This window comes from Methylobacterium tardum (genome assembly GCF_023546765.1).
Taxonomy (GTDB): Bacteria; Pseudomonadota; Alphaproteobacteria; order Rhizobiales; family Beijerinckiaceae; genus Methylobacterium; species Methylobacterium tardum.
The window spans coordinates 1794772-1814625 of sequence record NZ_CP097484.1 but is presented as its reverse complement, the minus strand read 5'-3'; the positions used below and the strand labels follow the sequence as shown (position 1 = coordinate 1814625).

The following is a 19854-nucleotide window of genomic DNA, read 5'->3' as shown; positions in this document are numbered from 1 at the left end:
GCCGGGTTCCGGGGTGCGTCAACCCGGAACGACCGGCGATTTCGTCTCCGGGAGGGCTTCGGCGAGCTTGGGATCCAGCCCGGTATGGGCCTGGACCAGAGGATGGGGCGTCAGCGCCAGCCACTGGGTCAGCGAGATGTCGGCGTAGCGCGGGCTCTTGAACATCTCCAGGAAGGTCAGCGTCGTGTCGCCGGTGTTCTCGATGTAGTGGCCCATGGCGAAGGGCACGTAGCCGACGTCGCCGGCCTGGTAGTCGAAGGTGCGGGCCTTCGATTCCGAGCCGAACACCGTCATCCGGCCCTGGCCCGAGAGGTAGTACTGCCACTCGTCGCTGTTGGGGTGCCAGTGCAGCTCGCGCAGGCCCCCGGGCTCGACCTCGACCAGGGCCGCCGCGATGGTGACCGAGGCCGGGAACACCGTGGAATCGGTGATGCGCACGCTGCCGCCCCTGGTGCGGACCGGCTCCTGCGCGAGCATGCGGTGGCTGAAGGTCTTCGGCACCGGCCCGGAGCCGCCCATCTTGTCGGCCGCGAGCGGGCCGGGCTTCGGACCGGGGAAGATGTAGAGCTCCTTCTCGGGAATCTTCGCGAAGGCGCTCTCGGGCAGGCCGAAATTCTTGGCGAGCACGTCCTTGGGCGTGTGCGCCAGCCAGTCGGTCAGCAGGAAGGTGGAATCCTCCGAGAAGCCGCCGTCGTCGAACACGAGCAGGAACTCGCAGCCGTCGACACCGTCGGACGCGAGGCCCTGGATCGAGTGCGGGATGCCGCCCGGGAAGTACCAGAGATCGCCCTCGCCGACATCGTCCGCGAAGGTGCGCCCGTCCTGGTCGACCGCGGTGATCCGGGCCTTGCCCTTGATCATGTAGGCCCACTCGGACTCCTTGTGCCAGTGCATCTCGCGCACCACGCCGGCCTTGAGGCGCATGTTGACCCCGGCCATGGCGGTGGAGACCGGCAGCTCGCGGGTCGTGGTCTGGCGCGCCCAGCCGCCCTCCTCCAGCCGCATGTGGCTGTCGGAGAAGGACCATTTCAGGTTCGGCATCGTGCCGTGGTCGGTGGCGGGCGGGGCCAGGGTGAACGGCTCCTCGGCGGCCCGGGGCTGGTTCCGGGGACCGAGGATGTCGGCGCCCTTGCCGCCGCGCTCGGGGAGGGGCGCGGCCGGCCCGGAGGATTGCGCGGCGGCGGGAGCCGCCATCATCGCACCGCCGGCGGCGATGATGGCGCGCCTGGAGATCTCGGTCATCGCATCTCGGTCCCTGACGTCTGGCAGGGTAACCGAAGGGGAGCCGGGGGGATCCGCGGCTGACCCCGATCGTGCGCTGCGGCATCTCGCCCGGAGCCCGGCCGCGGTCTATGTGTTGAAGACAGGGCCAGATGCGTCCCGGCCGGCCGGCCGGCGGGCGTCATGTTCGACAACTGATGCGCGGCGCGACCTGAGGGCGAGAATGTCGGACGGGGACAGTTCAGCCGCGGGCAGGGCCGGCCGTCCAGCGTCCCACGGCCGCCTCTGGCTGGCCCTGCTGGCGCTGGCGGCTACGGGCTTCCTCGGATACCGATCCTGGCCGGACCAGTCCCGGGCGGCGAGCCCGCCGCGCACGGCCGAGGCGAGGCCGCCGACCGTGCGGGTCGCCACCGCGGCGCGGGCCGCCGGCGCCTTGAGCCTGACCCAGACCGGCACCACCCAGGCCTTCGACACCGCCAGCCTCTATCCGCGGGCGACCGGCTACATCGCCGAGCGCAAGGTCGATATCGGCTCGCACGTGAAGAAGGGCGACCTGCTGTTCCGGATCAGCGCGCCCGACCTCGACCAGCAGCTGGTCCAGGCGCAGTCGCAGGTGCTGCAGCTCCAGGCGGCGCTGATCCAGGCGCGGGCGATGGTCGATCAGGCCGAGGCCAACCGCCACCTCGCCGACGTGACCAACCGGCGGACCTCGACGCTGGCCGGCACCGGGGTCGAGACCCGGCAGAACGCCGACACGTCCCAGGCCGGGGTGCTGGCGCAGACCGCCAATGTCGACGCCGCCAGGGCCGCCGTGAAGGTCGCTGAGGCCAACATCGCCGCCCAGGAGGCGCAGGTTGCGCGCCTGAAGGTTCTGACCGGCTTCGAGGAGATCCGCGCGCCCTTCGACGGGGTGGTGACGGCCCGCAACAACGATGTCGGCGACGCGGTCACGGCCGACACGAATACGGGTCCGCCGCTCCTGACGCTGAACCGGGACGACGTGCTGCGCATGGCGGTGAATGTGCCGCTCTACGCCGCGGACGGCGTCCGCGACGGGCTGTCCGCCAAGGTCGAGGTCGCGCAGATCCCCGGCAAGGTCTTTCCCGGCACGGTCTCGCGCTCGTCGACGACGCTGCTCTCCGCCGCGCGCACGCTGGTCACGCAGGTCGACATCCCCAATCCCGACGGCGCGCTGCGGCCGGGCCTCTACATCACCATCACGCTGGAGATTCCGCGGGTCTCGCCCGCCGTGACGGTGCCGAACGACGCCCTGATCTTCGACCAGCACGGGACCCGCGTGGCGGTGGTCGAGCCGGCGGGCGACGGGAGCGGCGTGGTGCGGATGCGCCCGGTCACGATCTTCCGCCAGACCCGCACGCTGCTGGAGCTGCGCGACGGCCTGAGCGGCGGCGAGCGCGTCGTCGTGGGTCCGGCGGCCTCGCTGCGCGACGGCGACAGGGTCACCCTGCGTCCGGAGGACCGGGCCGGGGCCTGAGCGGCGGCGCCCGGCAGCCTTGTCCAGCCTTGTCCAGCCTTGGGACAGCTACGGCGGCGATAAGCCGTCGGGCATGCGGCGGCGCCGTGGGGGTTCAGCTCCCGGCGCCGCCGTGACCGGCTGGCTCAGGAAGCGGATACCACCGCCGTGGCACTCGGAACGATAGCGCTGTCGATCGCGCTGCTTGGCCTCGCTCTCGCGAGCTTCGGTCTGACACTGGCCCTCGCGGGCGGGTCCTGGTTCTACGTCGCCCTGGGCTTGGGCGTGCTGGCCTCCGGCGTCGAGCTGGTCCGGCGACGCCAGAACGGCCTCCGAATCTACGCCCTGGTGCTGGCGGCGGCCTTCGTGTGGACGCTCGGCGAGGTCGGATTCGACAAGTGGCAATGGATCCCGCGCGGGGCCCTGATCCTCCTCGTCGGATTCGTGCTCTGCCTGCCCTTCGTCGTGCGGCGCCTGCGCGACGCGCCCGAACGGCCCTGGAAGCTCAGCCTCCGGAACGGTCCGCTCGTTCTCAGGGCCGTCGTCCTGCTGATCGCGGCCTTGAGCGCTGCGGCTTGGTTCGTCGATCCGGTCGAGACGCGCGGCCGTTTGCCGAAGGTCGCGGAGGCGGGCCCCGCCGCCGTCGATCCGAGCGGCGTCCCCTTTCCGGCCGACGATTGGGTCGCCTATGGCGGCACCAATCTCGGCCAGCGCTACTCGGCGCTCGCGGACATCACCCCCGGCACTGTCCGGGGCCTCACGGTCGCCTGGGAGCACCACACGGGCGACCTGCGCGGCGACAGCCGGACGGATTCGAAGGAATTCACGTTCGAAGCCACGCCGATCAAGGTCAACGGGCTGCTCTACCTCTGCACCCCGCACAACATCGTCGAGGCCCTGGAGCCCGAGACCGGCAAGCGGGTCTGGGCGTTCGATCCGCAGATGGCGCGGGACAGCCAGTACCAGCACCAGACCTGCCGCGGCGTGTCCTACAACGACTCGGCCGCTTACGCGCCGCCGGCGGAGACGGATCCGGCGGCGGCCGGGGCGATCGCGGCCGCCGTCGCCGAATGCCCGCGCCGGATCATCGCCGCCTCGGTGGATGCGCGGCTCTACGCGCTGAATGCCGAGACCGGCGCCCTGTGCCGGACCTTCGGGGCGAACGGGTTCGTCGACCTGAAGGCGCAGATGCCGAACCTCAGACGCGCCAGCTATCAGCAGACCTCGGCGCCGCTGGTCACCCGGAACCTCATCGTCCTCGGCAGCGCGATCGCCGACAACTACTACGCGGACAACCCCTCGGGCGTGATCCGCGCCTTCGACGTGCGGACCGGCGCGATCGTCTGGAAATTCGATGCCGGCAAGCCCGACGAGACCGCGCCGCTTGAGCCCGGCGCGCTCTACGAGCCCAATTCGGCGGTGGCGTGGACGCAATTCTCGGCCGACGAGGCTTTGGGGCTCGTCTACGTGCCGTTCGGCAACCGGGCGCCCGATCAGGTCGGCGTGTCCCGGTCGAAGGCGGACGAGGCCCTGGTCGACGCCCTGGCGGCGCTGGACCTGGAGACCGGGAGGCTGACCTGGGCGTTCCGGACCACCCACCATGACCTGTGGGACCGCGATAACCCGTCCCAGCCGGTCCTCCTGACCCTGCCGCAGGGCGACGGGACGGTGCCGGCCATCCTGATCCCCACCAAGGTCGGCAACGTCTGGGTCCTCGATCGCCGCACCGGCGCCCCGATCCGGCCGGTCTCCGAGGTCTCGGTCTCGACCCGGACCGACATCCCGGGGGAGGCGCCGTCCCCGGTCCAGCCGATGTCGTCGCTCAGCTTCGCGCCCGCGGCGCTGACGGAGGCCGACATGTGGGGCGTCACGCCCTTCGACCAGATCCAGTGCCGCCTCGCCTTCCGGTCGAACCGCTACGACGGCAACCCGTTCACGCCGCCCCAGGCGTCTGAGGGTGCGATCATCTGGCCCGGCAATATCGGGGTGTTCAACTGGGGCTCAGTGGCCGTCGATCCGGTCCATCACTGGATGATCGCGACGCCGCAATACCTGCCCTACCTCTACCGCCTGCTCCCGCGCCCGGCGAACGAGCCCGACCGGCGCCTCATCGCCACCGATCCGGATTCCACCCCGGGCAACGAGAATCTCGGCGGTCCCTACGCGGTCTCCATCGCGCATATGCGCTCGGCCCTCGGCGTCCCGTGCAACGCGCCGCCCTGGGGCGTGCGGGTGGGGGTGAACCTCGCGGACGGCACCACCGCCTGGAAGCACCGCAACGGCACCGTCGCGGGGCAGAAGATCGGCGGGGTCGCGGTCCCGATCCCGTTCGAGATGGGCATCCTCGCCCATGGCGGTACCTTGACCACGGCCGGCGGCGTCGCGTTCACGGCCGCCACGCTCGACGACCGCATCCGCGGCTACGACATGCAGACCGGGGAGGTCCTGTGGACCAGGACGCTGCCGGCCGGCGGTCAGGCCACGCCGATGACCTATCGCGGCAAGGACGGCCGGCAATACGTGGTCATCGCGGCGGGTGGGCACGGTTCGCTCGGCACCACGCCGGGCGACTCGGTCATCGCCTTCCGGCTCGATTGAGCCGCGCGCCTGTCGCGAGCCCGGGGATCCCGGCCTCGCGGCGGCGTGAACTTCGCGGCGGCCCCGACCGTCCCGCCGGGGCAGGGGTGTCCTAACCTTCGAGCCGCGCCCGCGCGTCGGTGCGGGCGAGACGCGCCAGCAGGTACTCGACCTCGGCCTTCGCGGTGGCGGTCAGCGCCTGCGACGGCTTGCGCTGCGCGTCGGACGCGAAGATCCCCCGGCGCATGAACACGTATTTGCGGACCGCGAGCCCCAGCGGGCCCTGCTGCTGCTCGTAGCGGAGATAGGGGAGGTGGGCGTCGAACAGGTCGTGGGCGGCGTCGCGCTCGCCGGATCGGCCGAGGCGGACCACATCGACCAGCATTTCCGGGAAGGCGTAGCCGGTGTTGGCCCCGTCGGCGCCGCGCTCGGTCTCGAAATCGAGGAACAGGCCGCCGTTGCCGACCAGGATCGAGATGTGGCGCATCGAGCCGTCCGCCTCGAAGCCGCGCAGCGTCGAGATCTTCTCCAGCCCCGGCCAGTCCTCGTGCTTGAGCATCACGCAGGACGGGTTTTCCGACACGATCCGGCGGATCACGCCCGGCGTCATCTGCACCGAGAAGGTGAGGGGGTAATCCTGCAGGACGAAGGGCACGTCCGGCCCGATCGCCTCCACGGCGTTGCGGTAGTAGCCAACGACTTGATCGTCGGTGCGCAGGGTATTGGGCGGCGCGATCATCACGCCGGCCGCGCCCAGGTCCATCACCTCCCGGGCCAGCGACCGCATGGCCGCGAAGCCCGGCGCCGTGACGCCGACGATCACCGGCAGCCGGGTGCGCCCGAGGACGCGCCGCGCCACCGCGATGCCCTCCGCGTGGTCGAGCTTGCCGGCCTCGCCGAGCTGGCCGAGGATCGTCAGGCCGTCGACGCCGGCCGACCCGAAGAAGTCGGTCATCCGATCGAGGGAGACCTCGTCGATCCGGCCGTCCGGATGGAACGGCGTCGGTGCGATCGGCACGACGCCGCCGATATCGCTGGTGAGGGGCATGCCGGTCTCCGCGCTGCTGCGGCGGCCGCCGGCCGCCGGGTGGCATGCCCCATACTAAAAAATCCCGGGCGACGCGATGCGTCCGGGACGGGCTCCAGGCGATCGATCCGTTCGATCAGCCCAGCAGCTTGTCGAGGGTGATCGGCATCTCGCGGACCCGCACGCCGGTGGCGTGCCAGACCGCGTTGGCGATGGCCCCCACCGTGCCGGTGATGCCGATCTCGCCGACGCCCTTCACGCCGAGGTTGTTCACCACAGCGTCGTCCTCGTGGACCAGGATCGCCTCCATGGCGGGCACGTCGGCGTTCACCGGCACGTGGTACTCGGCGAGGTTGTCGTTGAGGAAGCGGCCCGTGCGCGGGTCCATCTCGGCCCGCTCGTGGAGCGCGAAGGACAGGCCCCAGATCATCCCGCCGTAATACTGGCTCTGGACGAGGCGCGGGTTGATCACCCGGCCCGCCGCGAAGGCGCCGACGAGGCGGCTCACCCGGATCTGGCCGAGATCGGGATCGACCTTCACCTCGGCGAAGACCGCGCCGTGGGCGTGCATGGCGTACGACGCCTGTGCCGCCGGATCGGCGCCGGCCTTGCCCTGGCCCTCGATGCGCGCCCGGCCGGCCCGCTTGAGAATATCCGTGACGGACTCGCCCCGGCTCGGATCGTCGCGTCGGGTCAGCCGGCCATCGGCGGCGGTCACGCCGGCATTGCCCGCGCCGTAGAGCGGGGAGGCGGGGTCGTTGGTGGCGAGCTCCGCGAGCTGCCGGATCACGTCGGCGGCGGCCGCGTGGATCGCGCCGCCGGCCGTGGCGGTGTGGCCCGAGCCGCCCGCGATGCCGGCATTCGGCAGGTCGGAAGATCCCATCCGGAAGGTGAGGGCGTCCATCCCGATCCCGAGCCCGTCGGCGGCGATCTGGGCCAGCGCCGTCCAGGATCCCTGGCCCATGTCGATCGCCCCGAGCTCCACCGTGCCGGTGCCGTCGGCGCGGATCTCGGCCCGGGCCATGCCTTCGAAGATCAGCGCCGGGAAGGTAGCGGTGCCCATGCCGGTGCCGACCAGGAACCCGTCCTTGTCCCGCGTCTGGCGGGGCTGGAGCGGGCGTCCGGCCCACCCGAAGGCTTCGGCGCCGCGGCGGTAGCATTCGCGCAGGGCCTTGGAGGAGAACGGCTTGCCGGTGAGCGGCTCGACCTCGGCGTAGTTGGCCAGCCGAAACTCCAGCGGGTCCATGCCGAGCTCGAACGCCATCTCGTCCAGCGCGCTCTCCAGGGCGACGCTGCCGGTGGCCTCGCCGGGGGCGCGCATGAACAGCGGCGTGCCGGTATCCAGGCGCACCGCCTCGTGGCGGATCGCGAGGGCCGGGCTGGCATAGAGGGTGCTGGTCGCCCGACCGGCCGGCTCGAAGAAGTCGTCGAAGCTCGACGAAGCGGTCAGGATGTGGTGGTCGAGCGCTGTGAGCTTGCCGGCATCGTCGGTACCGAGGCGCAGGGTCTGCCGGGTTGGGCCGCGATGACCCATCGGGCCGTACATCTGGCTCCGGGTCGGCACGAGCTTCACCGGACGGCCCACGAGCTTGGCCGCCATGCAGGCCAGCACCTGCGGCCCGGCGGGCACGCCCTTCGAGCCGAAGCCGCCGCCGAGATAAGGGCTCTCGATATGGATGTCCTCGGGGCTGATGCCGAAGAGCCCGGCGAGGCGGGCCTGCGACATGGCGAGAGCCTGAGTCGGCATGAACAGCGACAGCCGATCCCCCTCCCAGCTGGCCACCGCCGCGTGGGGCTCCATGGCGTTGTGGTACTGGGCCGGCGTCTCGTAGGTCGCGGCGATTCTTTTCGAGGCTGCGGACAGCCCCGCCTCGACGTCGCCGTCGCTCTCGGCCGGGGGCGCGCCGACGCCGACGGAGGGGGGCGTGAAGGCCTCGCCGGAATCGAGCCCGATCCGCGGCGTCTCGGCCGCATAGGTCGGGGCGAGCAACCGGGCGCCCTCGGTGGCCGCCTCCAGGGTCTCGGCGATCACCACGGCGATCGGCTGGTTGGCGTAGCGGACGCGGTCGTTCTGCAGGAGGTCGAGGCGGAAGGTGAACGGGCCGTCCTTGGCGTCCGGGTCCTTGGCGAGCGTCGGGGCGTGCCCCGGCCGCATCACCGCGACGACGCCGGGATGCGCCTCGGCGGCGGCCACATCGAGGCCGGTGACGCGCCCCTTCGCAATCCGGGCGACGCAGAGCGCCGCGTGGAGGGTTCCGGGCGGCAGGTTGTCGGCGGAGAAGCGGGCTGGCCCGTCACCTTGAGGGGGCCGTCGCGCCGGGTCAGCGGCTGGCCGATGCTGGAGCCGTGCCGGATCGCGCCGGCGGGGAGGTTCGAGGCGGGCATGTTCGATGGCTTGGAGGTCGCGGTCATGCGGGTCTCCTCAAAGGGGTCCGGTTGAAGCCTTCGGTTGCGGTGACCCGCTCCGTCATCACGAGCGGAGCGAAGTAACCCAGGGCAGCGCGACATCGGGCATCGTGGCGCCGTCTGGCTCGCTTCGCTCCGGCCGCAGAGACGGCGCCGGAGCCGCCGACCGGGGGCGGGGTTCAGACGATGCCGAACGGGGAGGCGGGGAGCGCCGGGATCCGGGCGGGCGTGCCCGCGGCGGCCTGGGTCAGGGCGCGGATCGCCACCCGGCGGGCGAGTTCGATCTTGAACGCGTTGGCCTCTCCGGTGGGCTTGGCGCCGGCGAGTGCCGCGTCAGCGGCCCTCGCGTAGGCCTCGGGGGAGGGCGCCTGTCCGGCGAGCGCGGCTTCAGCCTCCGCCACCCGCCAGGGCTTGAGCGCGAGCCCGCCCAGGGCGAGCCGGGCCTGTCCGATCCGGCCGCCGGTCTCCAGGGTCAGGGCGGCCGCCGCCGAGACCACCGCGAAGGCGTAGGAGGTGCGGTCGCGGACCTTGAGGTAGCGGGCGTTGGCCCGGAAGGATGCCGCCTCCGGGGGCAGCCGCAGGGCGATGATCAGTTCGCCGGGCCGCAGGGCGGTCTCCCGCTCCGGATGGTCGCCGGGCAGGTGGTGGAACGCGGTGAGCGGCACCTCCCGGGCACCGTCCGGCCCGGCGATCTCGACCACCGCGTCGAGGGCGGCGAGCGGCACGCAGAAATCCGACGGGTGGGTGGCGATGCAGTGCTCGCTCCAGCCCTGGACGGCATGGATGCGGGTGGCGTGCCCCAGGGCCGCGCAACCGGAGCCGGGCGCGCGCTTGTTGCAGGGCGAGACCGCATCGGTGAAATACTGGCAGCGGGTGCGCTGCATCAGGTTGCCGCCGACCGTGGCGGCGTTGCGCAATTGCGCCGAGGCGCCGGCCAGCAGGGCCTCGGCCACCATAGGGTAGGCCTTGGCGAAGGCCGGGTCGTGGGCGAGGTCGCTGTTGCGCACCAGGGCGCCGACCCGGGCGGTGCCGTCCGGCAGCCGCTCGATCGCCGAGAGGCCGGGGAGGCGGGTGATGTCGGCGACCCGCTCCGGGGTGGCGACGCCGCCCTTCATCAGGTCGACCAAGTTGGTGCCGGCGGCGAGATAGGCGGTGCCCGGCTGCTGGCCGGCCGCCACGGCCTCGGGCACGCTCGCGGGGCGGATGTAGTCGAAGGTTCTCACGCCGCGTCCTCCCGCTGCTCCGAGGTCCGGGCGGCCGCGTCCTGCACGGCGTCCAGGATGCCCGCATAGGCGCCGCAGCGGCAGAGATTGCCGCTCATGCCCTCGCGGATGCGCTCCGGATCGGTACCGGCCGGCCCTCGCGGATCAGGCCGACCGCGCTCATGATCTGGCCGGGGGTGCAGAAGCCGCACTGGAAGCCGTCATGGGCGATGAAGGCCGCCTGGACCGGGTGCAGCCGGTCGCCCTCGGCAAGCCCCTCGATAGTCAGGATCTCGGCGCCGTCGAGGCTCGCGGCGAGGGTCAGGCAGCTGTTGATCCGACGCCCGTCCACCAAGACCGTGCAGGCGCCGCACTGGCCGCGGTCGCAGCCCTTCTTGGCGCCCGTCAGACCGAGGCGCTCGCGCAGGAGATCGAGGAGGGTAACGCGCGGGTCGTCGAGGGCGATCTCGCGCGGCTGCCCGTTCAGGGTGAGCCTGAGGGGAATGGTCATGCGGGGGTCCCGGCTTCCGAGGCTGGAACCGTTACAGATAGCCGCCGCCCCGCTCCCGGCGAGACCTTAAGCAGAGCGCGATGTGCGCAAGATCACGGCAAGCGCAGGTTGCGGGCTTATGCTGACTTGACCGTGACTTCGGAGGCCGACTTCAGCACCGTCTTGCCCTTGGCGGTCTTGATTTCGAGGGCCGGCTCCGCCTTCGAGGCCTCGCGCTTCACCGTATTGCCCTTGATGGTCTTCTTGACGTCCTGGGTGTGGACCTTGGTCACCGCGCCAGAGACGGTGCCTTTGCCCCATTTGTAGGTGACGTCGTCCCCGGTCTTCACCTTCGCCTTGGCGGTCATGCGCGTCTCCATCGTGGATGCGGGGAAAGGCGCCCGGGGGCGGGCGCGTTCCCGGGTTTCCACGGCCGGGATGCCGCAGCCGGAGCGACCTCGTTCCGCCCGGCCTGCACCTCGACCGATGTCACCCGCGCCTCAGCGCCCGACCTCCCGACGCAAGGCTGTGACCATCGTCTCGACCGCCGCCTGCGCGGTCTCAGCGAGGTCGATATCGGTCTCGCCGGCGGTGACGAGGCCGCGCTCCTCCAATTCCTTCACGCCCTCCGGATCGGCCTCATGGCCGGCACCGTCCCGGCGAATCACCGAGGTGACTTTTTCGCCGCTGACGAGGCGGTGATAAGCCGCGAAGGCAAAGATCGAGAGGGCCTTGTCGGAGAGTCCGTTCAGGTCGTCGGCCATGCGTGCGTTCCTCGCGTCGTGTTCACGGACGAACGCCGAACGGGGCCGGGGGGTCCGGACGGCGGCAAGGGTGCGACGACGGGTGCTCCCATGCGCGCGGCGACGCTTCGCGCCGGGGCCGCCTTCCTGCTACTCTGCCGCCCTCCATGAGTGCGAACACCGACCAGACCGAAGTGGAACCGAGCCCCGAGACGCGCCGTGCGCCCGCGCCTCCCGATCTCGACTATCGCCTGCGCCAGCAGGCGATCCTGTCGGAGTTCGGCGTCGAGGCGCTGCGCGGCACCGATGTCGATCACCTGCTGCAGCGGGCCGCGGAGCTGTGCGCGCAGGGCATGGGCGCGGAGTTCTGCAAGGCCCTGGAATATCGGCGCGGCGCCGACACCCTGCTGGTCCGGGCCGGCGTCGGCTGGGGGCCCGACGTGATCGGCAAGGCCCGGATCGGGGCGGACCTCGCCTCCCCGGCGGGATTCGCCCTCAAGACCGGCCGGCCGGTGATCTCCAACCACCTCGCCGACGAGACCCGGTTTCGCACCCCGCAGCTGATGGCCGAGCACGGCATCCGCCGGGCGATCAACGTGCTGATCGAGAACCGGGACGGTGCCTTCGGGGTGCTGGAGGTGGACGATACCCGCGAGGGCATGTTCGAGGAGGCCGACATCGCCTTCATGCAGGGCTTCGCCAACCTGCTCGGCGGCGCCATCGAGCGCCAGCGCACCGAGAGCCTGCTGCGGGCCGCCCTCGCCCGCCAGGACCTGCTCGCCCGCGAGATGAGCCACCGGGTCAAGAACAGCCTTGCCATCGTGGCGAGCCTGCTGGCCCTTCAGGCCCGGGCCGCCGAAGACCCGGCCGTGCAGACGGCCCTGGCGGATGCGCGCAGCCGCGTCGAGGCGATCGCGGGCGTCCACGACCAGCTCTGGCGGCAGGGTGACAAGGACGGCGACAAGGCGGAGGGTGAAGGGGAGGGGGTCCCGGGCGAGCTCGACCTCGCGCCCTTCCTGGAGAAGCTGGTGGCCAACCTCGCCAGCGGCGTTCCGGGTCAGCGGCTCGCCTGCACGGCCTGCCCGCAGCGGATCTCGGCCGACCGGGCGATCCCCATCGGCCTGCTGGTCAATGAACTCGTCACCAACGCGCTCAAATACGCCTACCCGCCCGAGACACACCCCGCGGGCGGCGAGATCCGGGTCCGCGCCGAGCGTCGGCCCGAGGGGCTCGTGGTCGAGGTTGCCGACGACGGAATCGGTCTGCCGACGGGGTTCGAGATCGGGCGCAGTTCGAAGAGCCTGGGCATGCGGGTGGTCGGCAGCCTCACGCGCCAGCTCGGCGGCAGCCTGACGATTCCGGCCCGGGAGAAGGGCGCCTGCTTCCGTCTGGAGGTGCCGCTTGCCGGTTGAGCGCGCCGCCCGGCCGGGGCGGGGACTGGACAAAGGCCCTGCCCCGTCGCGATCCGGGCGCGACCGTCTCGGCGCGACAGGGCGCGAGCGTGAGTGGATGCAGTGACCGGGCTCAGGACGATGGCGGCGCTCCTCGCCGAACGGCTCCACGCCTTCCGGAGCCTCGGCGACAATTGCGAGTTCGGGTTCGTGCAGCGCTACGGCGGGGTCGAGCCCTCCGGCCTGCTGCGCTTCTCCTACACGCCGATGGCGGACCTGATCCGCGGCCTGCGCTGCGGCTTCGCGGATTTCGGCGTGCCGGGGGACCTGCGGCTCTCCGTGAGTTCCGGCGGCACCTATTACTGCCACAGCGTGGCCTACAACATCTGGGCGAACACCGGGCACCCGGCCGGCTCGATCGAGCCGGAGGTGCTGCTGGAGCGGGAATACGGCCGGCTGGCCCATCTCAAGCGCAAGATGCTGGATGACCTCGCCGACGGCTCGAAGATCCTGGTGCGCAAGGTCGGCCGCGACGAGCCCGAGGCCGACTTCGCCCGCCTGGCCGAGGCGGTCTGGGCGCACGGGCCCTCGACGCTGCTGCGCGTGACCGAGGCCGGCCCGGACTGGGCTCCCGAACCGGCCCGGCGCGTCGCCGACCGGCTGATCGCGGGACAGGTCCGCCGCTTCGCGCCGGTGGAGCAGGCCTGGGACGTCGACCTCGAACCCTGGATGCACCTCGTGGACAGCGCCTACGCGCTGGAGCGCGGCGCGGCGCCGACCCGCCTCGACGCCGCCGCCTTCCCGGAAGCGCTGACGCTGCCGGGGCGCCTGCGCCGGCATGTCGGCCGGCACCGGGCGACGGCGCTCAGCGCCTACACGCGGGCGGTGGACCCGGCCGGCCTCCGCGCCGACACGGTCCACGTGTTCTCGAGCTGGGTGTGGATTCCGGAGGATTTTGCCGGGGACCGGGTCTTCGCGGCGGCCGGCTACGCGCGGCTCGGCTGGCGGGATGCCGACCTGTCGCGGCGCCGGTGCTGGCAGCGCGTCTGGGCGGCAGGGCGTCTGCGGCCCGACGCGACGCGCGAGCCCGTCGGGCTCGGCATGATCGGCACGCGGCGGGACGGGTTCTGGTCCGCCGGGGCGCGCTTCGCCGAGGGCCCCATCCCGGGCGATGAGCCCGCGCCGGATCTGCCGATGCCGCCGTTCCGGTTCCCGGGCCGGGATCTCCTCGGCCGGCTGCGGCCGCGGTTCCTGTAAGAGCGGACGCTCCGCTCTTCCGCCTCAGCCTCGCCCCTCAAGCTCCCCGGGCGTAGAGCGCGGGCGGCGTCCCCACATGGCGTGTGAAGGCCACGCTGAACGTGCTGGCGGAGCTGTAGCCCACCCGTCCGGCCGCCTCCGCGACGGTGATCCCCTCCCGGCGGAGGAACGCCTTGGCCAGCGCCATGCGCCAGCCGGTGACGTAGGCCATCGGCGCGACCCCGACCGCGCGCTGGAACCGGTCGAAGAAGGCAGACCGTGAGAGCGCGGCCTCCCGGGCGAGGGCGGCCACCGTCCAGGCCTGAGCCGGCCGGTCATGGATGCATCGCAGAGCGGCGGCGAGATGATCGTCGTGAAGACCGCGCAGGAGCCCGGCCGATGCGGACGGACCCGCGGCCGAACGCAGCGCCTCGATGAGAAGAACTTCGAGAAGCCGCCCCAGGATCGCCTCCCGACCCGGCCGGTCCGAGCGCGTCTCGTCATTCACGAGTTCCACCAGCGCGATCAACCGCGGCTCGCCGCGCACATGCACATGGTGCGGCAGGAGCGAGACCAGCAGGCCGGCGGCGTCCGAGGCGAAGGCGCAGTGCCCGACCAGCATGCGGATGTCGGGCTCGGCGTGCTCCGGCCCGAGCTGGAACAGGCCGGGACTCGTCTCGACATGCGCCGTCGGCGCATCTGCTGGCGGCGGCTCGAGGCTGGAGACCGCGAAGGCGCGGGCCGCCGGAACCAGGATGAAGTCGCCCGCTTCGAGCACGATCGGCGCGCACCCCGCCACGTCCAGACGGCACCGCCCCTCCAGGATCGCGCCGTAGAAGGGCCGGCCGGCATCCGCGCGCGTCACCCGCCACGTGCCGCCCGCAACGACGCGCTTCGCGATGTCGGGCTCGGGCCGGAGCAGCCCGACCATCTGGCTCAGGGGATCCGTCATATCTGGACGATCGCAAATGTAATCCGGACTTTCAATCATAGATCGTCCGGCTTTGACCGCCTACTCTCGGGGCGCCACCGTCCGGAGATCATCGTCCATGCGCACCATCCTCATCACCGGTTGCTCGTCCGGCTTCGGCCTGGAGACAGCCCGCTTTTTCCTCGACCGGAATTGGTCGGTCGTCGCCACCATGCGGACGCCGCGCCCCGACATCCTGCCCGCCTCTGACAGACTCCGCGTCCTGCCGCTCGACGTGACGGAGGCGGACAGCATCGCGGCGGCGGTTGGCGCGGCGGGCCCGATCGATGTCCTCGTCAACAACGCCGGCGTCGGCCTGCTCAACGCCCTCGAAGGCGTGACACCCGACAGGGCCTACGAGGTCTTCGCGACCAACACGCTCGGGACCATCGCGGTGACCCGGGCGGTGCTGCCGCAGTTTCGGGAGCGGCGCGCGGGCGTCATCGTCAACGTCACCTCGGCCGTAACGCTCCGGCCGCTGCCCTTCCTGTCGGTCTACACGGCCAGCAAGGCGGCGGTGAACGCCTTCACCGAAGCGCTCGCGGTGGAGCTGGAACCGTTCGGCGTGCGCACGCGCCTCGTCATCCCGGGGCGGGCCCCCGACACGGCTTTCGGCGAGAACGCCCGCGCCCGCATGGGGATGGACATTCCCGAGGCCTATGCAGACCGGGCGGCCACGCTCTTCGCCGAAATGCGCCGTTCCACTGAGCCCCTGACACGGCCGCTGGACGTGGCGGCCGCGATCTGGCGGGCAGCGACCGATCCGGCTTGCCCGATGCGCCTTCCGGCCGGCGCGGACGCCGAGGCCTGGGCCGCGGCTGCTTGACGTTGCTTCGCTTCCGGCGTCGAACGAGATCCAACGGCCTGCCTCGGGGAGGGCGGGCCGGGCAGAGGACGGCCGGGCGCGCCGATACGGGCCTTCCGCGCCGAGCACCCGAGGCCAGCGGACGGGCGCGCGTGACGCGTTCGCGGGGAGGGGGCCCAGACCGCCCTCGCCCGGTCCGCCTGGCAGGGCCCAGCCGGTCGTCCGCGGTCATCACCGCCCGAGGCGAACCCAGCATAGGCCGGTCATCCACCCTGTCGCATTGAGGATCGAGGCGCGGCCAGCTCTCAGGCGTCGATGTCTCAAAGGCACGAATCGCTGCGGTCACGAAGCCTCCGGCGGGAGCTCGCTAGGTATCGTTCGGCTTTTATTCTCTTTTTGTTCCAAGGCTGACAACTCTGTACCGGCTCCAGCCGCCCCCACGCACCGTCCTCCATTATTCGCATAAGATATATTATGGAACATACGAGCCGGTAGGATCGGGCGAGGGGGTTGGCATGCCAGTTTAGCCGCCAGATTGCGAGCCCCGCTCAGATGCCGCTTCGGACCGTGTCCAGTTCCATGCAGCACGACCTCCAGACGACGTGACTTCGGCGTTGCCAGACGTGCGGCCCGGATCGCGCCCCGATCGGGTGAGGGCGGTCCGAGCCCCCTCCCCGCGGCGGCCATTGCACCAACGCGTGGTCTCACGCGGCACGGCTCGCCAAGCGGCGCACATCGCCGAGGATCCGGCCGTCCTGCGTCCGACAGTCGATGTGCTCCGACAATCGGCCGGGCCGGATCCGGATCGCCGCTGGCCGGGCCAGAAGCGCGGCGCGCTCCACGAATTCCGCGGCGCTCATCGGCGCGTCACGGCCGCCGCCGAGGCCGCGCCACCAGGACACCGCCTTCTCCCGCTCGTAGCCGCTGCGCTCGGGCCGCAGGCGGACGCGCCACGCTGCCTCGGCGGGGCCGTCCCGCCAGCCGAGGACGAGGTCGAGCCCGTCGGGCGCGGCCTCCAGATTCAGGGCCGTGACGGGATGCCAGACGGCCTCGTGCCAGCCGGTCTCCGCCATCGGGGCAGGGCCGGCCGGTTCGGGGCCGGGTCGGCCGGGGTCCGCCGAGAGGATCGCCAGCTCGTCGTCGGCTGCGGCTTCGTGCGGCGCCTCCGCATCCGGGTCTGCCTCCGGCTCGATCCAGCAGGCCTCGCAGGTGGAGGCGTTCAGCGCGATCAGGGCGCCGCAACCGGGGCAGGGCTTGGCGCGCGAGGCCCCTGCCCCGCCCAGGCCCTGGGTGGCGCTCCGGACCGTCACGGCGTCCACGGGCCCGTGCATCCGCACCAGCCCGGCATAGTCGAGGATCAGCGCGTTTTCCTTGCCCGGGGCGCGGCGCAACGCCCGGCCGACCTGCTGCACGTAGAGCCCGGTGCTGCGGGTCGGGCGCAGCAGCGCCACCAGATCGACCTCGGGCACGTTGAAGCCGGTGCCAAGCACACCGACCGAGGTCAGGCAGCGGATCTGTCCGGCCCGGAACGCCGCCACGATCCGGTCGCGCTCCCGGCGGGGTGTCTCGCCCGAGACGCTCTCGCAGGAGTACCCTTCCGCCCGCACCGCGTCGCGCACGGCGTCCGCGTGGGCGAGCCCGGCGCAGAAGGCGAGCGAGGCCCGTCGGGAGCGCCCGTATTCCGCGAGTTCCGCGACCGCTGCGCGGGTGATCCAGTCGCGGTTGACCGCCGCCTCCAGCTCGCCGGGGATGTAGTCGCCCCCGCGCCGGCCGACCCCCGACACGTCGAGCTGGGTGAGCGTCGCCTTGGAGACGAGAGGCGCCAGGAAGCCGTCCCGGATCAGCGTGAACGTGTCGGCCTCGTAGGCGATGCCGGAAAACAGCCTGTGCTCGCCTTCGCCGAGGCGGCCCGAATCGAGCCGGTAGGGCGTGGCCGTGAAGCCCGCCACCCGCAGCCCGGGTGTCAGCGCCCGCAGGCCGGACAGGAAGCGGCCGTAGCGGGTATCGGCGGCGCGGGGGATCAGGTGGGCCTCGTCGACGATCACGAGGTCGCGGGCTCCCACCGCGTCGAGCCGGTCGGCCACCGATTGGATGCCGCAGACCAGCACCTGCGCTCCGGCCTCGCGCCGCCCGAGCCCGGCCGAGAAGATTCCGGCCGGCGCCTCCGGCCAGGACCGGGTCAGCTCGGAGAAGTTCTGGGCGACCAGCTCGCGGCTGTGGGTGACGATCGCCACCCGGGCGAGGGGGTTCTCGTCCAGGGTCTCCCGGGCGAGGGCCGCGATCACGAGCGCCTTGCCGGCGCCGGTGGGCAGCACGATCAGGTGGCCGGGCGCCGCGTCGTCCGCCCCTCCCCGCGCCCAGGCGGCCGAGAGTGCGTCGAGGCTGGCGCGCTGATAGTCCCGCAGACGCAGCATGGCGGCGGTCTAGCCGGCCGCGCCGGCGCTGTCCGTGGCGGCGCGGTCACGGCGCAGCAGGTAGATGTCCATGATCCAGCCGTGCCGGGCCCGGGCCTCGGCGCGGACGCGGCGGATCTCGTCGCCCGCGTCGCTCAGCCGGCCGGAGACCAGGATCTCGTCCGGGCTGCCGAGATAGGCACCCCAGTAGATCGTCAGGTCCGGGTCCAGATGCGCGAAGGTCGGGTCGCCGTCGAGCATCACCACGACGCTCTCCGCCTCCGCCGGCCACCCCGCGGCGAGGCGACGGCCGGTGGTGATCAGCACCGACCCGCCGATGCCGTTCAGCGGCACGCCGTGGCGGGCGGCGAGGACCTGCACGCTGGACAGTCCGGGCACGACGAGGCGCCGGAACGGCACCCGTCCGCGGGCCAGGATGTGGTCGAGGATGCGCAGGACGCTGTCGTAGAGGGCCGGGTCCCCCCAGGCCAGGATCGCCCCCACCTCCCCGGCCCCGAGATGGGCCGCGAAGGCCGCCTCCAGCCGCTCGGCCCGGGCCGCGTGCCAGGCCTCGACGGTGCGCCCGTAATCGGCCGGGCGGCGCTCCCGGGGCGGGTCCTCGACCGTAACGACCCGGTGGGGTTTTCGGATATGGGCCGCGCAGATCCGGCGGCGGATCTCAACCAGGTCGGCGGTCTCGGCGCGCTTGTCGAGGACGAACACCGCGTCGACGTCGGCGAGCGCCCGCACCGCCTGGAGGGTCAGGTGCTCGGGATCGCCCGTGCCGATGCCGATGACCCGGATCTGCCTGTCCTGCATGCCGTCCTGTCCTCCGCCGGGGCGGGGAGGGCCGGCGCCGGCCTCCCCTACAAGCGCGCGTCGGCTTTGGCGAGGATCGCCTGGGCGATGGTCAGGTCCTGCAGGGCGATGCCGGAGGAATCGAACACGGTGATCTGGTCCCGGTCCGTCCGGCCCCCCTCCCCGCGCCGCAGCACATCGCCGAGCGCCGTGAGGCCGCCTTGAGCCTGCGCGGAGGCGTGCTGGAACTCGCCGATGGTGCGCGACTGCTCCGGCAGGTCGCAGAACAGGGCCGCCCGCTCCAGCAGGGCCGGGGGCAGCTCCTGCTTGCCCTTCGCGTCCGCGCCCATGGCGGCGACGTGCGTGCCGGGGCGGACCCAGTCGGCCTCGAACAGCGGCGCGCGGGCCGGCGTCGCCGTGACGATCACGTCGGCCGCCGCGCAGGCCTCCCGGGCGGAGGCCGCCCGCACGTCGATCCCGGACGCCCCCTGCCCCGCCAAGCGCTCGGCAAAGCCCGCGACCTTGGCTGCGTCTCGGGCGACGACCAGCACCGTCCGGATCGGCAAGACCCGGGCGAGCGCCGCGCACTCGAACTCGGCCTGGTTGCCGGCCCCGAACACGGCGAGCACCGCCGAATTCGGCCGCGCCAGGACACTGGCCGCCACCGCGTCGGCGGCGGCGGTCCGGTAGGCGTTCACCCGCCCGGCCTCGATCACCGTGTCGACCCGGCCGACGGCCTGGTCGAACAGCAGGATCACCGAATTGTGCCGCGGCAGGCCCCGGTCGGGGTTGCCGGGCCAGAACGAGCCGACCTTCAGGCCGGCATAGTCCGCCGTGGAGCCCGACTTGATCGAGAACCGGTTGGCCGGCTCCGAGCCGTGGCCGAGCACCGCCGGGAACAGGGTGGTGCCCGGCGCGACAGCGGCGATCAGCGCCTCGCGGGCCGCGTCGAACGCCATGGCGTGATCGACCAGGGCGGCGGATTCCTCCTCAGAGATGAAGCGCATGGATTCAGGGACCTCCCAAGTCATGGTTTCAAAAGGTCTTCGACCTTTTGCGGGTGCAGGGCAGAGCCCTGCCCTCGGGCGGAGCCCGGTGTCGGGGCGCCGCCCCGACACCCC

The 19854-nt window shown here is 72.2% G+C and carries 14 protein-coding genes and 2 pseudogenes; 5 read left to right on the top strand and 11 right to left on the bottom strand.

What is annotated here, in order from left to right; all coding sequences use genetic code 11:
- Positions 1-18 precede the first annotated feature (18 nt).
- Entirely contained in the window at positions 19-1242 is a 1224-nt protein-coding gene (locus tag M6G65_RS08485) for an oxalate decarboxylase family bicupin (RefSeq protein WP_284042374.1), read from the bottom strand.
- Positions 1243-1444: 202 nt separating this feature from the next.
- Here M6G65_RS08485 and M6G65_RS08480 point away from each other — a divergent pair, with 202 nt between their 5' ends.
- Both M6G65_RS08480 and M6G65_RS08475 read left to right on the top strand, forming a co-directional pair.
- Positions 1445-2716: an efflux RND transporter periplasmic adaptor subunit gene (locus tag M6G65_RS08480; protein WP_250103819.1), complete on the top strand. Its 1272-nt coding sequence runs from the start codon at positions 1445-1447 to the stop codon at positions 2714-2716.
- A 147-nt stretch (positions 2717-2863) separates the two neighbouring features.
- A complete protein-coding gene (locus M6G65_RS08475) occupies positions 2864-5293 on the top strand; it encodes a membrane-bound PQQ-dependent dehydrogenase, glucose/quinate/shikimate family (RefSeq protein WP_238199009.1) in 2430 nt (809 codons plus the stop codon).
- A gap of 91 nt (positions 5294-5384) precedes the next feature.
- Here M6G65_RS08475 and M6G65_RS08470 read toward each other — a convergent pair whose 3' ends face one another.
- From M6G65_RS08470 to M6G65_RS08445, 6 genes and pseudogenes are all read right to left on the bottom strand, one after another.
- A complete protein-coding gene (locus M6G65_RS08470; RefSeq protein ID WP_238199008.1) occupies positions 5385-6320 on the bottom strand; it encodes a dihydrodipicolinate synthase family protein in 936 nt (311 codons plus the stop codon).
- 115 nt (positions 6321-6435) lie between these two features.
- Positions 6436-8684, bottom strand: a pseudogene (locus M6G65_RS08465) (xanthine dehydrogenase family protein molybdopterin-binding subunit).
- A gap of 200 nt (positions 8685-8884) precedes the next feature.
- Complete coding sequence (locus tag M6G65_RS08460) at positions 8885-9928, bottom strand: FAD binding domain-containing protein (RefSeq protein ID WP_250103818.1); 1044 nt, start codon at positions 9926-9928, stop codon at positions 8885-8887.
- Positions 9925-10418: pseudogene (locus M6G65_RS08455) on the bottom strand ((2Fe-2S)-binding protein). The gene M6G65_RS08460 and the pseudogene M6G65_RS08455 overlap by 4 nt, the downstream one beginning before the upstream one ends.
- Positions 10419-10534: 116 nt before the next feature.
- Positions 10535-10765 (bottom strand): hypervirulence associated TUDOR domain-containing protein, encoded by a 231-nt coding sequence (locus M6G65_RS08450; RefSeq protein ID WP_238199005.1) that lies wholly within the window; start codon positions 10763-10765, stop codon positions 10535-10537.
- Between the two features lie 132 nt (positions 10766-10897).
- A complete protein-coding gene (locus M6G65_RS08445; RefSeq protein WP_238199003.1) occupies positions 10898-11161 on the bottom strand; it encodes a hypothetical protein in 264 nt (87 codons plus the stop codon).
- Between the two features lie 146 nt (positions 11162-11307).
- Here M6G65_RS08445 and M6G65_RS08440 point away from each other — a divergent pair, with 146 nt between their 5' ends.
- A complete protein-coding gene (locus tag M6G65_RS08440) occupies positions 11308-12552 on the top strand; it encodes a sensor histidine kinase (RefSeq protein WP_238199002.1) in 1245 nt (414 codons plus the stop codon).
- Between the two features lie 93 nt (positions 12553-12645).
- Positions 12646-13788, top strand: coding sequence for a hypothetical protein (locus tag M6G65_RS08435; RefSeq protein WP_238199000.1), 1143 nt, complete (start codon positions 12646-12648; stop codon positions 13786-13788).
- A gap of 37 nt (positions 13789-13825) precedes the next feature.
- Here M6G65_RS08435 and M6G65_RS08430 read toward each other — a convergent pair whose 3' ends face one another.
- Positions 13826-14719, bottom strand: coding sequence for an AraC family transcriptional regulator (locus M6G65_RS08430; RefSeq protein ID WP_238198999.1), 894 nt, complete (start codon positions 14717-14719; stop codon positions 13826-13828).
- A 97-nt stretch (positions 14720-14816) separates the two neighbouring features.
- Here M6G65_RS08430 and M6G65_RS08425 point away from each other — a divergent pair, with 97 nt between their 5' ends.
- Positions 14817-15563 carry an SDR family oxidoreductase gene (locus M6G65_RS08425; protein WP_238198998.1) on the top strand — a complete coding sequence of 249 codons (747 nt, stop codon included), beginning with the start codon at positions 14817-14819 and terminating at the stop codon, positions 15561-15563.
- 683 nt (positions 15564-16246) lie between these two features.
- Here M6G65_RS08425 and M6G65_RS08420 read toward each other — a convergent pair.
- Genes M6G65_RS08420 through M6G65_RS08410 form a run of 3 tightly spaced genes read right to left on the bottom strand, consistent with a single transcriptional unit; the run spans position 16247 to position 19740 of the window.
- Positions 16247-17956 carry a DEAD/DEAH box helicase gene (locus M6G65_RS08420; protein ID WP_250103817.1) on the bottom strand — a complete coding sequence of 570 codons (1710 nt, stop codon included), beginning with the start codon at positions 17954-17956 and terminating at the stop codon, positions 16247-16249.
- Between the two features lie 9 nt (positions 17957-17965).
- Positions 17966-18754: a precorrin-6A synthase (deacetylating) gene (gene cobF / locus M6G65_RS08415; protein WP_238198996.1), complete on the bottom strand. Its 789-nt coding sequence runs from the start codon at positions 18752-18754 to the stop codon at positions 17966-17968.
- A 47-nt stretch (positions 18755-18801) separates the two neighbouring features.
- Positions 18802-19740 carry an ornithine cyclodeaminase family protein gene (locus M6G65_RS08410; protein WP_238198995.1) on the bottom strand — a complete coding sequence of 313 codons (939 nt, stop codon included), beginning with the start codon at positions 19738-19740 and terminating at the stop codon, positions 18802-18804.
- Between the last annotated feature and the right edge of the window lie 114 nt (positions 19741-19854).

Bases quoted from the DNA above. Each gene is read 5' to 3' on its own strand.
- M6G65_RS08485 (WP_284042374.1), bottom strand. From the start codon at position 1,242: ATGACCGAGATCTCCAGGCGCGCCATCATCGCCGCCGGCGGTGCGATG.
- M6G65_RS08480 (WP_250103819.1), top strand. From the start codon at position 1,445: ATGTCGGACGGGGACAGTTCAGCCGCGGGCAGGGCCGGCCGTCCAGCG.
- M6G65_RS08470 (WP_238199008.1), bottom strand. From the start codon at position 6,320: ATGCCCCTCACCAGCGATATCGGCGGCGTCGTGCCGATCGCACCGACG.
- M6G65_RS08450 (WP_238199005.1), bottom strand. From the start codon at position 10,765: ATGACCGCCAAGGCGAAGGTGAAGACCGGGGACGACGTCACCTACAAA.
- M6G65_RS08445 (WP_238199003.1), bottom strand. From the start codon at position 11,161: ATGGCCGACGACCTGAACGGACTCTCCGACAAGGCCCTCTCGATCTTT.
- M6G65_RS08440 (WP_238199002.1), top strand. From the start codon at position 11,308: ATGAGTGCGAACACCGACCAGACCGAAGTGGAACCGAGCCCCGAGACG.
- M6G65_RS08430 (WP_238198999.1), bottom strand. From the start codon at position 14,719: ATGACGGATCCCCTGAGCCAGATGGTCGGGCTGCTCCGGCCCGAGCCC.
- M6G65_RS08425 (WP_238198998.1), top strand. From the start codon at position 14,817: ATGCGCACCATCCTCATCACCGGTTGCTCGTCCGGCTTCGGCCTGGAG.
- M6G65_RS08420 (WP_250103817.1), bottom strand. From the start codon at position 17,956: ATGCTGCGTCTGCGGGACTATCAGCGCGCCAGCCTCGACGCACTCTCG.
- cobF (WP_238198996.1), bottom strand. From the start codon at position 18,754: ATGCAGGACAGGCAGATCCGGGTCATCGGCATCGGCACGGGCGATCCC.
- M6G65_RS08410 (WP_238198995.1), bottom strand. From the start codon at position 19,740: ATGCGCTTCATCTCTGAGGAGGAATCCGCCGCCCTGGTCGATCACGCC.